At 56.6% G+C, this 13,920-nt stretch carries 15 protein-coding genes; 6 read left to right on the forward strand and 9 right to left on the reverse strand.

Features of this window, described 5'->3' with window-relative positions:
- Window positions 1-3: 3 nt before the first annotated feature.
- The 7 genes from DSM25558_RS12835 to DSM25558_RS12865 form a co-directional block, all read right to left on the reverse strand.
- Window positions 4-381, reverse strand: coding sequence for a PH domain-containing protein (locus tag DSM25558_RS12835; RefSeq protein ID WP_077105159.1), 378 nt, complete (start codon window positions 379-381; stop codon window positions 4-6).
- A gap of 124 nt (window positions 382-505) precedes the next feature.
- Entirely contained in the window at window positions 506-1,288 is a 783-nt protein-coding gene (locus DSM25558_RS12840) for an ABC transporter permease (protein WP_077105160.1), read from the reverse strand.
- Window positions 1,289-1,291: 3 nt separating this feature from the next.
- Window positions 1,292-2,470: an ABC transporter permease gene (locus tag DSM25558_RS12845; protein WP_077105161.1), complete on the reverse strand. Its 1,179-nt coding sequence runs from the start codon at window positions 2,468-2,470 to the stop codon at window positions 1,292-1,294.
- Window positions 2,467-3,546: an ABC transporter ATP-binding protein gene (locus tag DSM25558_RS12850; protein WP_077105162.1), complete on the reverse strand. Its 1,080-nt coding sequence runs from the start codon at window positions 3,544-3,546 to the stop codon at window positions 2,467-2,469. Before DSM25558_RS12850 ends, DSM25558_RS12845 begins: the two co-directional genes overlap by 4 nt.
- Before the next feature lie 96 nt (window positions 3,547-3,642).
- Entirely contained in the window at window positions 3,643-4,695 is a 1,053-nt protein-coding gene (locus DSM25558_RS12855; RefSeq protein ID WP_077105163.1) for an ABC transporter substrate-binding protein, read from the reverse strand.
- A 202-nt stretch (window positions 4,696-4,897) separates the two neighbouring features.
- Window positions 4,898-5,638: an SDR family NAD(P)-dependent oxidoreductase gene (locus DSM25558_RS12860; RefSeq protein WP_077105164.1), complete on the reverse strand. Its 741-nt coding sequence runs from the start codon at window positions 5,636-5,638 to the stop codon at window positions 4,898-4,900.
- A 74-nt stretch (window positions 5,639-5,712) separates the two neighbouring features.
- Window positions 5,713-6,393 carry a GntR family transcriptional regulator gene (locus tag DSM25558_RS12865; protein WP_077105165.1) on the reverse strand — a complete coding sequence of 227 codons (681 nt, stop codon included), beginning with the start codon at window positions 6,391-6,393 and terminating at the stop codon, window positions 5,713-5,715.
- A 171-nt stretch (window positions 6,394-6,564) separates the two neighbouring features.
- Between DSM25558_RS12865 and DSM25558_RS12870 the strand changes: the two genes are divergently transcribed.
- On the forward strand, window positions 6,565-7,614 hold the full coding sequence (locus tag DSM25558_RS12870; RefSeq protein WP_077105166.1) for a phosphotransferase: 1,050 nt from the start codon (window positions 6,565-6,567) through the stop codon (window positions 7,612-7,614).
- Between the two features lie 4 nt (window positions 7,615-7,618).
- A complete protein-coding gene (locus tag DSM25558_RS12875) occupies window positions 7,619-8,929 on the forward strand; it encodes an aspartate aminotransferase family protein (protein WP_077105167.1) in 1,311 nt (436 codons plus the stop codon).
- 74 nt (window positions 8,930-9,003) lie between these two features.
- Here the strand turns inward: DSM25558_RS12875 and DSM25558_RS12880 are convergent, their stop codons facing one another.
- Window positions 9,004-10,356: an aspartate aminotransferase family protein gene (locus tag DSM25558_RS12880; RefSeq protein ID WP_077105168.1), complete on the reverse strand. Its 1,353-nt coding sequence runs from the start codon at window positions 10,354-10,356 to the stop codon at window positions 9,004-9,006.
- On the opposite strand from DSM25558_RS12880, the gene DSM25558_RS28280 reads away from it, so the two are divergent.
- Entirely contained in the window at window positions 10,346-10,561 is a 216-nt protein-coding gene (locus DSM25558_RS28280) for a hypothetical protein (RefSeq protein WP_143240099.1), read from the forward strand. The genes DSM25558_RS12880 and DSM25558_RS28280 overlap by 11 nt on opposite strands.
- Here the strand turns inward: DSM25558_RS28280 and DSM25558_RS12885 are convergent.
- Entirely contained in the window at window positions 10,539-11,096 is a 558-nt protein-coding gene (locus DSM25558_RS12885; protein WP_077105169.1) for a DNA-3-methyladenine glycosylase, read from the reverse strand. The two genes, DSM25558_RS28280 and DSM25558_RS12885, sit on opposite strands and share 23 nt — an antisense overlap.
- 86 nt (window positions 11,097-11,182) lie before the next feature.
- Here DSM25558_RS12885 and DSM25558_RS12890 point away from each other — a divergent pair, with 86 nt between their 5' ends.
- The 3 genes from DSM25558_RS12890 (at window position 11,183) to DSM25558_RS12900 (ending at window position 13,918) form a co-directional block, all read left to right on the forward strand.
- Window positions 11,183-11,959 carry an SDR family oxidoreductase gene (locus DSM25558_RS12890; RefSeq protein WP_077105170.1) on the forward strand — a complete coding sequence of 259 codons (777 nt, stop codon included), beginning with the start codon at window positions 11,183-11,185 and terminating at the stop codon, window positions 11,957-11,959.
- A 144-nt stretch (window positions 11,960-12,103) separates the two neighbouring features.
- Complete coding sequence (locus DSM25558_RS12895) at window positions 12,104-13,159, forward strand: L,D-transpeptidase family protein (RefSeq protein WP_244910311.1); 1,056 nt, start codon at window positions 12,104-12,106, stop codon at window positions 13,157-13,159.
- Between the two features lie 27 nt (window positions 13,160-13,186).
- Window positions 13,187-13,918, forward strand: a complete 732-nt coding sequence (locus tag DSM25558_RS12900; RefSeq protein WP_077105171.1) for a L,D-transpeptidase — start codon at window positions 13,187-13,189, stop codon at window positions 13,916-13,918.
- The last annotated feature ends 2 nt before the right edge of the window (window positions 13,919-13,920 follow it).

A 13,920-nucleotide genomic window follows, 5' to 3' on the forward strand; every position in this document is an offset into this window, starting at 1 on the left:
GAGCTATCTCAGAACGCCTGTTGCGAGTGCGCGCTGGATGCCGCGGACATCGGTCCCCTTTTTCAGGGTCTTGCCGATGGGTGTACTTGATCCGGAAACCCAAATCTTGAGCTCTGAGTCCAGATCGAATGTTCCTGCGGTTTCAACAGAGAACCGGGTGATAGCGCGATAGGGTATCGACGTATAGTCGACCTTGCTGCCCGTGATGCCCTGAATGTCGACGAGAATGACACGATGTTGCGTGAACACGAAGAAATCACGAATGACCTTAAAGGCCAGCTGTGGTTCTTCTCCATCGATCAGCACGCCATTGAGACGTTTGCTCAAATCGGATGGGTCAACGGTCGATCCATTACCTAAAAGAGCGTCAAAAATACCCATATGCGATTCCCCCTATTGCCTGACTGTGCACAAAGACGGGCAAATATGTCAGAAACAGGATGCCGCCTCTCGTCGGTGACGGGAAACAACGAAAGCATTCTCCAACGCTCTCTAAAACGCCGAACTAACGCCGCTTTGCCAGCGCCAGACGTGACATAATCACGATCAGGCCGATCAGAATCGTCATCACGATGAACAGGAATGCGGCTGCAGCAATGGCCGGGCTGATATTTTCACGGATGCTGGAAAACATCTGCCGGGCGAGGGTGCGTTGGTTGGGACCGGCAACGAAGAGGGTGAGGACCACTTCATCCAGGGAGGTTGCGAAGGCCAGCACGGCACCGGAAAGCACGCCGGGCATGGCGAGGGGCAGGGTTACGCGTCGAAAGACCGTGGTGGGTGCCGCACCAAGGCTCTGGGCCGCCAGTTCAATGCGCGCGTCGATACCGGACAGTGCGCCCGTCACGCTGACCACGACAAAAGGGACTGCCACCACGGTGTGGGCAATAATCACGCCCACATAGCTGTTCGTCAGGCCGAAGCGTGCCAACAGGACCTGCATGCCAACGCCCAGAACCACGGCAGGCACCACCATCGGCAGCAGGAATAGAGTCCGTATCGTTCCACGAAAGAACAGCAGGCGATTGCGCAGGCCAAGCGACGCTGCCGTGCCGAGAACCGTTGCAAGCAACGTGGTGCCGGTACCTATGATGAAGCTGTTGATGATCGCCCGCCGCCAGGCATCTGCTGTGAGCAATTCTTCGAACCAGCGCAGCGACCATGAAGGAATGGGGTAGGTAAGAATGACGCTTGGGGTGAAGGCAAGCGGCATGATGGCAATAAGGGGCGCGATGAGAAAGAGGATTGTCAGCGACGCAAAGGCAAATTTTGTCAGCTTGATCGGCATGGCCTAATACCTTTCCGATTCTTCGGCAGAAAGCCGTGCATAAAAGCTGTAGAGAACCAATGTCGCGATGAGCAGCACGACACCCAGGGCACCAGCCATGCCCCAGTTTGCCGAACCGGTGGCGTAGAATGCGATGATCGAGGAGATCATCTGGTCGCCCGGCCCGCCGATCAGCGCCGGAGTGATGTAGTAGCCGATGGCCGAAATGAAAACGAGCAGGCTACCGGAAGCAACCCCACGCAAGCTCAGCGGCAACAGAACCCGCAGGAACGCGCGCAACGGATGGGCACCCAGCGATGCGGCGGCTGGCATCAGGTTTTTGGGAATTGTGATGAGCACCGAGTAGATCGGCAGGACCATGAAGGGCAGCAGCACATGGGTCATGGCGATGATGACGCCGGTGCGATTGAAAATGAGAGCCAGAGGACTGCTGATCAAGCCGAGTGTCTGCAAGAGGTCGTTGATAAGACCCTTTTCCTGCAACAGGATGAACCATGCGGCGGTGCGCACCAGCAGTGAAGTCCACAGCGGCAACAGCACGGCCCCGAGCATCAGATCACGTTTCCAACCGGTGAGTGACGCTGCAATGATCGCATAGGGAAAGCCGATGCAGGCGCAGGCAAAGGTGACGAGCGCGGCAATCCAGAAAGTGCGGATGAGGATGACGCGGTTGACCGATTGATCAGCGGGCAGGTGTTCGATCTCACCGGTTGCATTGCGACCAAGATCGACTGCGGCAAGCAGGTTACGATCCGTCAGCGGCGACAGCGCATCCGCGATCGCCAGCCAGAACTCGGGCTTTTCCCATCTCTTGTCGATGGAAACCAGATCGGTGGGCGCACTTGCCGTATTACCCAGCGCACTCGTGGTTTTCGACATCAATGTGCGAAAGCCTGAGCGAGCGCTGTTGAGGCGGCGGACCATGTCGCCCAGTGCCTGGTCGTCATCAACGGCCTTCAGATCCTCGATCAGTGCGGTTTGCATCGCGATGGTCGGCGGCGACGCACGATCCCAGCCCGGCAGCACCTCTGCGCTACGCGGCAGAATGCGCAAAACGGCTGTGTCTGACACTGATTGCGACATCATGCTGAACAGTGGCCAGACGAAAAAACCGATGAGGAAGACGAAGAGCGGTGCCAGTAAAAGCAGCGATCGGCCGGTGCGCGATGTGATGACGCTCATGGCGAGATAACCCGGCAATCATCCGCTGAAAAGGCAGCATAAACCTTCGCGCCCGGCTGAAATTCGCGTGAGCGGCGGCCCAGCTTGGCAATCAGTTGATGGGAGGGGTTCTGCAATTGCACACGCAGATGATCACCCTGATAGACAGAATCCGTGACCTCCGCTTCGAGACAGTTTCGCGCATCTGCGCGTATTTCCGTCAAATCGACCCGCTCGGGGCGGATGGAAACATACACTGTCTGGCCAGGCGACACCTGCGCGGACAGCGCAGAAACGATCTTCGCGCCTGATGCCACACGCACCACGGCTTCCAGTCCCTGTATCGTTTCAACCACGCCCTCGACCAGATTGGTCTCGCCGATGAATTCAGCCACGAAGCGCGTCGCAGGTTCGTCATAGACCTGACGTGGTGTTCCGATCTGCTCGATTTTGCCCTTGTTGAAAACAGCAACACGATCCGACATGGTCAACGCTTCGGACTGATCGTGCGTTACGAACACGATGGTCAGGCCAAGGCGTCTATGCAGTTCGCGGATGTCCAACTGCATCTGCTCCCGCAACTGCTTGTCGAGTGCGCCGAGCGGCTCATCCATCAAAACCACGCGCGGCTCGAAAACCAAAGCACGGGAAAGCGCCACACGCTGTTGCTGGCCACCCGAAAGCTGGGAAGGACGGCGGTCGGCGAAGGCCGATAGCTGCACCATGTCCAGCGCGCGCGCCACGCGTTTGGCGATCTCCGCTTTTGGTACACCGCGCATCTGGAGCGGGAAGGCGACGTTTTCGCCGACCGACATATGCGGGAATAATGCGTAGCTCTGAAACACGACGCCCATGTCACGCTTGTGCGTTGGGACGTCGTTGATTGCCTTTCCATCCAACAGAATATTGCCGGATGTGGCCTGCTCAAAACCGGCAAGCATCATCAGCAGTGTTGTCTTCCCGGAACCGGAAGGACCGAGCAAACTGACGAATTCACCCTTATCGATGCCGAGATCAAGGTTTTCGACTACGCAAAGCGGGCCATAAAATTTTGTAATACGGTCAAATCTAATAAATTCTGCCACGCAAGGCTCCATCACTTGAGGCGAAGGATGCACTTTTCGGAAATCCCGTAATAACGCACCCGGCCAGAAAGGAAGGACACCGGTGAGGTGTCCTTCTTTGCGGATGTCTTACTTGGCAAGCCAGGCGTTGAAGCGCTGCGTCAGCGTTTCCGCGTTGTCGATCCAGAAATCGACGTTCAGCGGAATCGAGTCCGTCATGTTTGCCGGATCGGTCGGCAGATCCTTGGCAAATTTCTCCGGGACCTTCGCAGCGGCTGCTTTGTTTGGCAGGCCGTAAGCTACGAATTCGGGGAGCTTGGCCTGATTTTCAGGCAGGCTTGCAAAGGCGATAAAGTCTTGCGCGGCGGCTTTGTTTTCGGCGTCCTTCAATACCACCCAGCTGTCTACAGCGTAGATGCTGCCCGGAAAGACGACCTTGAAGTTTTTTCCTTCAGTGCGGTTGATACCGGTTATGCGACCGTTATAGGCCGACGCCATCGTTACTTCGCCGGAAGCAAGGAATTGCAGCGGCTGCGCACCCGATTCCCACCAGACGATGTTTGGCTTCAACTCGTCCAGCTTTTTGAATGCGCGTGTAATGCCCTCTTCGGTTGCCAAGACGTCGTAGAGTTCGTCCTTGGAAACACCATCGGCCAGCAGCGCGAATTCGAGTGTGTATTTAGGGCCTTTGCGCAAGGAGCGCTTGCCGGGAAACTTCTTGACGTCCCAGAAATCCGCCCAGGAGGACGGGCCGTCCTTGAGTTTGTTACCATCATAAGCGATTGCCGTGGACCAGACGATGGCACCGACGCCGCAATCATTGACGGCGGAGTCGAGGAACTTGTCCTTGCCGCCCATCTTTTCCCAGTCGATTTTCTCGTAGAGCCCGTCGGCGCAGCCCAGTGCCAGTTCCTCAGCCTCGACCTGTACGGCATCCCAGTTTGGCGCGCCTGCCTTTACCTTTGACTGAATGACACCGATGCCGCCATCCCAGGCTTCATCCAGAACGGGCTTTCCGGTCTTTTCAGCAAAGGGCTTGAAATAGATGTTACGCTGCGCGTCCTGATAATTGCCGCCCCAGGACACGACCGTCAGGTCCCGTGCAAAAGCCGGCGCAACGATGCTTGCCGACAGCACGATGGCTGCAGTCGCGGAAATTCCAGTTTTTATGAAAGTTTTCATAGCGTTCCCCTTGTTCGTTATTGTGAGAGCCGGTCTGGCCGGTCCCGATGACGATTTTATGCAACTGCCGTGCCACCGTTGCCTTTGGCATATCGAAGCTAAGCAGTCTGTCGGGTGATCACGCTCTTTTCCCCAAAAGCGCCTCATCCGTGGATGCATTGTGGTCATTCCGGTCAACAGGTGTATCCCCGTTTGGCCGTCGTTAGACGTGCTGTCCTCCGTTGATGTGGATTTCGGCACCGTTGATGTAGGAAGAAGGCTCGGTGCACAGAAAATAGATGGTTTCCGCAACTTCGCGCGGATCGCCCAGCCTCTGCATGGGCACTTCCGCCGCTACCAGTGCATCTGTTCCCGGTGATAGGATCGAGGTTTCGATTTCGCCCGGCGCAATAGCATTGGCACGCACGCCACGACGACCGAATTCATGAGCCATTTCGCGCGTCAGCGAGCCGAGTGCCGCCTTGGAGGCCGCATAGGCCACTCCGGCAAATGGGTGAACGCGGGTTCCGGCAATAGAGGTGACGTTGACGATGGAGCCACGAGCCGCCTCAAGCTCGGGCATGAGGGCGCGGGCAATCAAGGCTGTCGATACGACATTGACGTTCAGCACCTGCGTCCAGATGTCGGCATCCGTTCCCATGACGCCGAGCCGGCTTTTTTCAGGCCCCTTGGGTGAAATACCGGCGTTGTTGACCAGCGCGTGCAGTCTACCGTTCGGCAACCGGTCACGCACCGTTGCGGCAAGACGTTCGATTTGCGTCAGATCTGCCAAGTCTGCCTGAATGTGGCTCTCGCGCGCAGATGGCCAGGCGCATTCCTCAGAGAAAGGTTGCCGGGAGACGGTGAGAATGCGCCAGCCTTTGGACTGAAAGAGTTTTACCGTGGCATGGCCGATGCCGCGGCTTGCACCCGTCAACAACATATAGCGGCGTTCTTCGGTCATACGCGCATTCTCCGTTGATGCTTGATACATCCTAATAGGTCATTTGCGAAATGCAAGCGCCCTCTTGCGAAAGCTTAAGCACGCAAAGCGTGGCGCTCCTCACCCCGTTCGATGCGCTCCAGAATAGGCTTTCCGCCCAGCAGAATGTCATCGACAATCGCCATGGAGGCAGCCGAGGGATCGTGCCGCTTCAAAGCTTCGATGACAGGATAATGGTGATCGATCATCGACCGCCCACCTTCCACATAGGCGTCGGAAATGTGCGGTCCCATCTGTAGCCACAGCCGCCGAAGAATGCCGTTCAGCATCGGAAGCCCGGCAATTTGCGGCAGCATGAAGTGGAATGCCTGGTTCAGCTCCGTGCCTTTCAGACGATCACCCACGGCGATTGCCTGTTCGTTTTCGCGCAAAATACGCTCCAAAGCCTCAATATCCGCACTGGTGGCGACCTGTGCTGCAGTTTCGGCAGCAAGACCTTCCAGCCGAACACGGATGGCTCGGATTTCCCGATACCGACTTTCGCTCAAACCCGGAATACGAATGTCACGTGGAGATCGGAAGATGATAGCCTCATCATTGGCGAGCCGCAGAATAGCATCGCGGATGGGCGTAACGCTCGTGCCAAACTGCTCGGCGAGGTCGCGAATCTTTAGCCGGTCACCAGGCTGGAAACGCCCCTGAATGAGAGCGTCGCACAGCGCACCATAAACGGCACTGTTCAGATTCTCATATTCCAGTGTGGAGAATTCAGGCATAGGACGGTCCGCAAATTGAACGATATGATACTTGATGCATCTTTTTTTCTGTGTTTCAAGTAAAGACTACGAAAGCTAGCAGGTTCTACCAACTTCGAGAGCGACACAAGCCGCTTAAAGAGGGGTGGCGCTTGCAGGCGAGGCCGGGAGATTGCACGCAATGGAGTACAGATGACGGAGCCAATGCCCGCCACAAAGACAGCGGACTTCATGTCGGCGACATGGGAGCAGACGTCGTTAACCGATGCCGCTGCCGCCGTCGAAGACATCTATGGCCTTACCGGTACCGCAAAGCGTCTCTCCAGCGAGCGTGACGAGACCTTCCTGTTCACCCGCGATGACGGCACCGAATTCGTGCTCAAGATCGCCAACCCGGCAGAGGACCCCGCAGCGCTTGATTTTCAGGACGGTGTTCTGCTGCATCTGGCGTCAGTGGCACCTTCGGTTCCCGTTCCCAGGATCGTTCTAACGAATGAGGGTGAACCGAGCCATACGATTTCCGCTTCGGAAGGCCCGCGCATCGTTAGACTGTTGACCTTTTTGCGCGGCGAGTTGCAATATCGGACACAGGCCTGCGAAACACAGAGCCGCAATGTCGGTCAGGCATTGGCAGAACTCGGACTGGGTCTTGAAACCTGCAAAAGTCGCCCGCCTGCGGGCAAGCTGATGTGGGACATTTCCCACACGCTCGATCTGACCGATGTCACCGATCACGTCGCGCCGCAACGGCGCGGGCAGGTGGAAGCCGTCCTTTCCGAATTCGAACGTGCGGCGTCCACAATGACCGAGCTTAGCCGCCGCCAGATCATTCACAATGACTTCAATCCCCACAATATTCTTCTTGATCCGGCCAAACCGAGTGAGGTCGTCGGCATCATCGACTTCGGAGACATGGTGCACGCGCCTCTCGTCAACGATCTTGCGGTCGCACTCTCCTATCATCTGGCGACGGAGAATTGGGCCGCGCGTACCGGCGCATTTCTGGACGGATTTCTGTCGGCGCGCACTCTCGAACCCGTTGAAATGGAGCTTCTGCCGGTGCTGACCCGGTCGCGGCTGGCAATGTCCATCATCATCGCTGAATCGCGTTCAGCGCTTTTTCCGGACAATGCCGACTATATCATGCGCAACCATGCCTCTGCCTGGCAGGGGCTTCTCAACATATCCGATCTCACACCGGCAGGGCTGAAGACGCTCGTGCCCAACCATTCGAAGGCCTGAAATCATGTCGATGGTAAATGCTTTTTCGCGCGAAGATTTTGAGCGGCTGGATGAGAACGAGCGGGCGCTGATCGCCCGGCGTGAAAAGGTACTCGGTCCTGCCTACCGCCTTTTTTACGAAAAACCGCTGCATCTGGTGCGTGGCGAAGGTGTTTTTCTTTATGATACCGCAGGTGAAAAATATCTGGATGCTTACAACAATGTCGCTTCGCTGGGGCATTGCCATCCGCGTGTGGTAGAGGCGATCACCAAGCAGACGGCGGTTCTCAACACGCATACCCGCTATCTGCATGAGGGCATTGTCGACTATGCCGAAACGTTGACGGCGACATTTCCCGAGGCGCTTAGTCAGGCCATGTTTACCTGCACCGGCAGCGAGGCAAACGACCTTGCGGTGCGTATCGCCCGCTTCGTTACCGGCGGCACCGGCATTATCGCCACGGAACTTGCTTACCATGGGCTGACCAGTGCAACGGCAGAATTCTCTCCCTCACTTGGGGAGTCCGTGACACTTGGCCCCCACGTCCGGACTATTCCGGCACCTGACGCCTATCGCAATTCGCCTGAAGAGGTGATGGAGAAGTTCGGTCGTGATGTGCGCGCCGCCATCGCTGACCTGAAGCGCCACGGCATCAAACCGGCCATGCTGATTACCGATACGATCTTCTCAAGCGATGGCATTTTCGCGGGGCCGAAAGGGTTCCTGAAACCAGCGGTGGATGCGATCCATGAAGCTGATGGCCTTTTCATTGCCGACGAAGTCCAACCGGGATTCGGTCGTACCGGAGAAACCATGTGGGGTTTCGAACGGCACGGCGTTTCACCCGACATGGTGACTCTGGGTAAGCCCATGGGCAATGGTTACCCGATGGCAAGCATCGTGCTGCGTCCTGAAATCATTGCGGAGTTTGGCCCGCGTGCGCGCTATTTCAACACGTTCGGCGGCAATCCCGTCGCTGCCGCCGCTGGCAAAGCGGTTCTCGACACTATCCGAATCGAAGGTTTGCAGCAGAATGCGTTGGAAGTCGGCGGCTATCTGAGGGACGGCCTCAGCAGCCTGTCTCATCAAGCGATCGGTGATGTGCGCGGCTCTGGCCTGTTCATCGGCGTCGAGATCGTCGCTGACAGGACCACGAAGCAGCCGGACGCAGCATTGACGACCCGCATCGTCAACGGCCTGCGTGACCGCCGCATTCTCATCAGTGCATCCGGGCCAAATGCGAACATCCTGAAAATTCGCCCTCCGCTCGTGTTCTCGCGTGAGAACGCGGATGTGCTTGTGGGTGCGCTGGATGATGTACTCAAGAGCGCCTGACTAGTCCACTGACACCGAAGTTATGAAGGGCGGCCGTTTTATAACGGTCGCCCTTCATATGCGATGGGATAGGATTATCCGCGCGCAGCCGCTACCGCATCCAAGGCGCGTTGCAGTGCATCGAACATCTCGTCGATCTGTTCGGCGGTGATGATCAGCGGCGGGCAGAAGCAGATCGCCTCACCGACTGCCCGGGCGATCACGCCTTCCTTTTCCAGCGCAGCCGCCACGGCCAATGCCGCATCGCCCACTTTGCCATCTGCGAACGGGTTGATTTCCAAAGCACCCAAAAGACCAACGCCGCGCGATGAATGGGCCACAGGATGCTTCGCCAGTTCGGACAGGCGGGACAGGAACTGTTCCTCCAACCGGGCAGCGTTACCGACCAGATCGCGCTCCTGAATGATCTTCAGATTTTCAAGGCCGACAGCCGTCGCGACCGGATGACCGGATGCGGTAAAGCCATGGCCGAACACGCCGATACGGTCGGACTCGTCGGCGATGGGCTGGTAGAAACTGTCGTTCATCAGGATTGCGGAAAGCGGCATATAGGATGACGAAATCTGCTTGGAAAGCACCAGCACGTCTGGCTCAATGCCATAGGTCTGGCAAGCGAACATGTTTCCGGTGCGACCAAAGCCGCAGATAACTTCGTCAACGACCAGAAGAATATCGTACTTCTTCAGGATTTTCTGCACGCCTTCCCAGTAGCCATCTGGTGGCACCAACACGCCGCCAGCACCCATGACGGGCTCACCCCAGAATGCGGCAATGGTTTCCGGACCTTCTTTGAGGATCAGGTCTTCGAGATCCTTGAGCATGCGGGCGGTGAATTCGGCTTCGCTTTCATTCTCCTGACCGAAATGCACATAGGAAGGGCAGGAAGTGTGAACCATCCGGTCCAGCGGCAGGTCGAAGCTTTCATGATTGCGCGGAAGGCCGGTGATCGAACCAGAGGCAATGGTCACGCCGTGATAGCCTTTGATGCGGCCGATGATCTTCTTCTTGTCTTTGTTGCCAAGCGCGTTGGAACGATACCAGACCATCTTGCAGGCAAGGTCGTTCGCTTCTGAACCCGAAGAGGTGAAATGCACTTTCGACATCGGCACGGGTGCCATCTGGATCAGCATTTCGGCAAGCTCGATCGAAGGGCCATGCGTCTTGTAGGCGAAGGTATGGTAGTAGGGCAGCTTCTCCATCTGCGCACGCGCCACTTCCACCAGCCGCTTTTCGCCGAAACCAACAGCAACCGACCAGAGGCCGGCCAATCCCTCGATGTAACGTTTGCCATTATTGTCGAAGACGTAGATGCCGTCGCCAGATTCGATGACAACGCCGCCGGTTTTCTCGTATTTTCGCAGATTGACGTTCGGGTGCATCTGATAGGCGATATCGCGGCCTTCTATGGAATTCGGTATGATGGTCATGCTGGTTCCTTCGTTCCCTTTATCATTGCGCCGGTTGGAAAACGCCCACGACGTTGTCGTTATTTATTGCATGCGCTCAGACGTGCTGACCACTGTTGTTGTGGATTTTCGAATTAATTTATTGGGAGCGATGTTGGGGTTGGACGGTATCAAGCGTGCAGCACAGACAGTGGAATTGCCAGCTAAACTGGGAATTTCCGGCTGAGAAACGGGGATTTATCCATGCCAAATCTCCAAGGTTGGTGGGTAGCTTTCGATATGCCTATTCTCGGACCGGCAACGACCGAGACTTCTGATGAGCGATCTGTTACGTAGAACGGATCACCAGTCAAAGCTATGCCATCCATCTCATGGGTGATCCCCAGCGCCTGCGCCAGTTTTCCGGGACCTGAACACAGGTTGACGATGTTCGTCACGCCGCGGCGCAGTTGCATCAAGTTTATGCCAGCAGTCGGCTCCAGCGCGCGGATCAACACTGCCGAGCCCGGCATGCATACGATGTTGGCGCACCAGTGCAGGCCATAGGATCGGTAGACATAGAGATGGCCGGGGTCGCCAAACATCGTTCGGTTACGCGGTGTCGGGCCGTTGAAGCTATGGGACGCCGGGTCGTCTGCCCGGTAAGCTTCCGTTTCCACGATTATGCCCCCGGTATTGTGGATCTGAAACGTGCAGCCGATCAGCGACTCGGCGACGATGACGGCGTCTCTCGAATAAAAGTCCTGTGGGATGATGTTCATTTGGCCCGGGTTCAACTGGAACAAGGTGGTTTGTGTGGGGTTGTCTCTAAGGACAGCTTATGGACATTCATTTCAAGGAGAAAAGTATGACGGTTGCAAAGGTTGCGCTGGTTACGGGAGCAGGATCTGGCATCGGCAGAGCAGCGGCGCTGGCCTTGGCAAAGGAAGGATATTCGATTGGTTTGCTGGGGCGGACGAAAGAGGAACTGGATGCAGTCGTAGCCGACATTCAAAATGACGGCGCTAAAGCGCTGGCACTGTTGGCAGACATTTCAAACGAAACCCAGATGGCGGCTGCGACTTCGAAACTTATCGACCGGTTCGGTCGTCTTGATGTCGTCATTGCCAATGCCGGTATCAACGGCGTTTGGGCACCCATCGAAGACCTGACGGTTGCCGAGTGGGACCAGACGATGAATATCAATCTGCGTGGGACCTATCTGACCATCCGCAATGCCGTACCGCATATGAAATCGGATGGCGGCTCGATTATCATTGTGTCCTCCATCAACGGTACCAGAACTTTCACCTCCCCCGGTGCGACAGCCTATTCCGTGACCAAAGCGGGACAGCTTGCAATGGCGCAGCAGCTGGCTCTCGAGCTTGCGCGTTATGGCATTCGCGTCAACGCGATCTGCCCCGGTGCTATCGATACCGAAATCAACGACAATACGCACATCCGATTAAAGGATGAGACGGCCATTCCCGTCGAATGGCCGGAGGGCGATATTCCGATTTCGGATGGTCAGGCAGGCCGCAGCGAAGACGTCGCCGATCTCATCGTATTTCTGGCAGGTTCGAAATCCCGACACATCACGGGCAGTCCGGTTTGGATCGACGGCGGGCAGGGGCTTTTGGTATAGTCGGCAGGCTCTCACTTTGTTGTGTTCTTATGATTAACGAAGACGTAACGTAAATTCACGAATCTTTGTCCGTTCGTTGGTTGCCGTCATGCGGCCAACTTCTCTATGTACGGTTTCGCTTACAGAGGCGGGCAAGGCGTTTTAATGACTGATTCAAATTTTTCGAGGTTCGTACCTGCGAAGCTGCGGAGCGTATTTAATGCGTTGACAAGAGCGACGACCATCGCCGGGCTGTGCGGCGTGCTGGCCGCCTGCACGTCCATGGGTCTCGATAGTGCCGACAGAGCCCCGCCGAAGCTGTCTTCCAAAGTTGCAGCCTCCATGTCCGCAAAAGGCATGAAACCAGAAAGTCCCGTGCTCGTGCGCATCTTCAAGCAGGAGAGCGAGCTGGAAGTCTGGAAGGTCGATAAGTCAGGTAGCTACGCGCTTTTCAAGACCTACCCGATGTGCCGCTGGTCCGGGAAGTTGGGCCCAAAAACCAAAAGTGGAGACAGGCAGGCACCAGAGGGCTTCTATCATGTTTCAGCAGGCATGCTGAACCCGAACTCGCAATATTTCGTGTCCTTCAACCTCGGCTATCCCAACCGCCTGGAAGCCGCGCTTGGTTACACGGGTGAGGCGCTGATGGTGCATGGCGCATGTTCTTCGTCTGGCTGCTACGCGATGACGGATCAGCAGATCGGCGAAATCTACGCGATTGTGGACAGGGCGCTCAAGGGTGGACAAAACCAGTTTCAGGTCCAGGCCTATCCGTTTCGGATGACGGCCCGGAATATGGCCGCCTACAAAGATGACGCCAACTTCCCCTTCTGGAAGACACTGAAGGAAGGATATGACACATTCGAACTGACCAAGCGTCAGCCGAAAGTGTCCGTATGTGGCCGCCGCTATGTCTTCAACAGCGAATTTGCAGGTGGTGAGCCGTCGGATCCGCTTGTAAGCTGCCCACAGGTCATCAACCAGCCGGAACCCGCGATAGCTGCGAAGCTTGATGCCGAACAGCAAAAACTCGCAGTTGCGTTGAACCAGGGAACTTCCAGTGCGGTAAATTCTTATGTCGACGGCGGGATGCACCCCAGCTTCCGCGCCATTTTGAAAAACAATGGTGCAAAGAGCATGGCCGAGAAGGTCTCCGGCACGAAATACCCCATCAGCCGCCCAGAAGCGGCCCTCGCTGACCCATTTGCGGGCGCGAGATGATAATCTTGACAAGGACATCGATTAACAATGCATGACACTACCCGCAGGTCATTTCTCGTTGGTACGGGAGGTCTGGCCCTGACCGCGCTTGCCGGATGCACCACGACGCCACGCGAAGTCGCACAGAACACTCGTCCTGTAGCCGACCCGTTCTACGCAGAAATCTACGGACCGAAGCCGGACGAGCAGTTTCCACTACCGGCAATTCCCTATGAAAAAATAGACCGCCGATTTTACCGCCAGATGGTCGACAACCCAACAGGTGAGCGACCCGGGACCATTGTCGTGGATACGGCCAACCACTTCCTCTACCTCACCTATGAAGGCAATCAGGCCATGCGCTACGGCGTGGGCCTTGGTCGTGCTGGCTTCGAGTGGTCGGGCAGGGGCGTCATCCAGTATAAACGTCAATGGCCACGCTGGACCCCGCCGAATGAAATGATCGCACGTCAACCGGAGCTTCAGCCCTACAGTGCGGCGAATGGCGGTATGGCCCCTGGCCTCAACAACCCGCTCGGCGCGCGCGCACTCTACATTTTCAAGGATGGGCAGGACACCATCTACCGTCTGCACGGTTCGCCTGAATGGTGGACGATCGGCAAGTCGGTGTCTTCGGGCTGCGTGCGTCTCATGAATCAGGACATCATCGATCTCTATAATCGTGTTCCCGATGGAACGCCGATTGTGGTCATGTCCGGTACGCCGGCTTTGCAATCCGTCGCCATTGCACCCGGTCTGGAACCAATGCAATCGATGTGAAT

It is taken from the genome of Agrobacterium sp. DSM 25558, from assembly GCF_900100825.1.
GTDB lineage: Bacteria > Pseudomonadota > Alphaproteobacteria > Rhizobiales > Rhizobiaceae > Agrobacterium.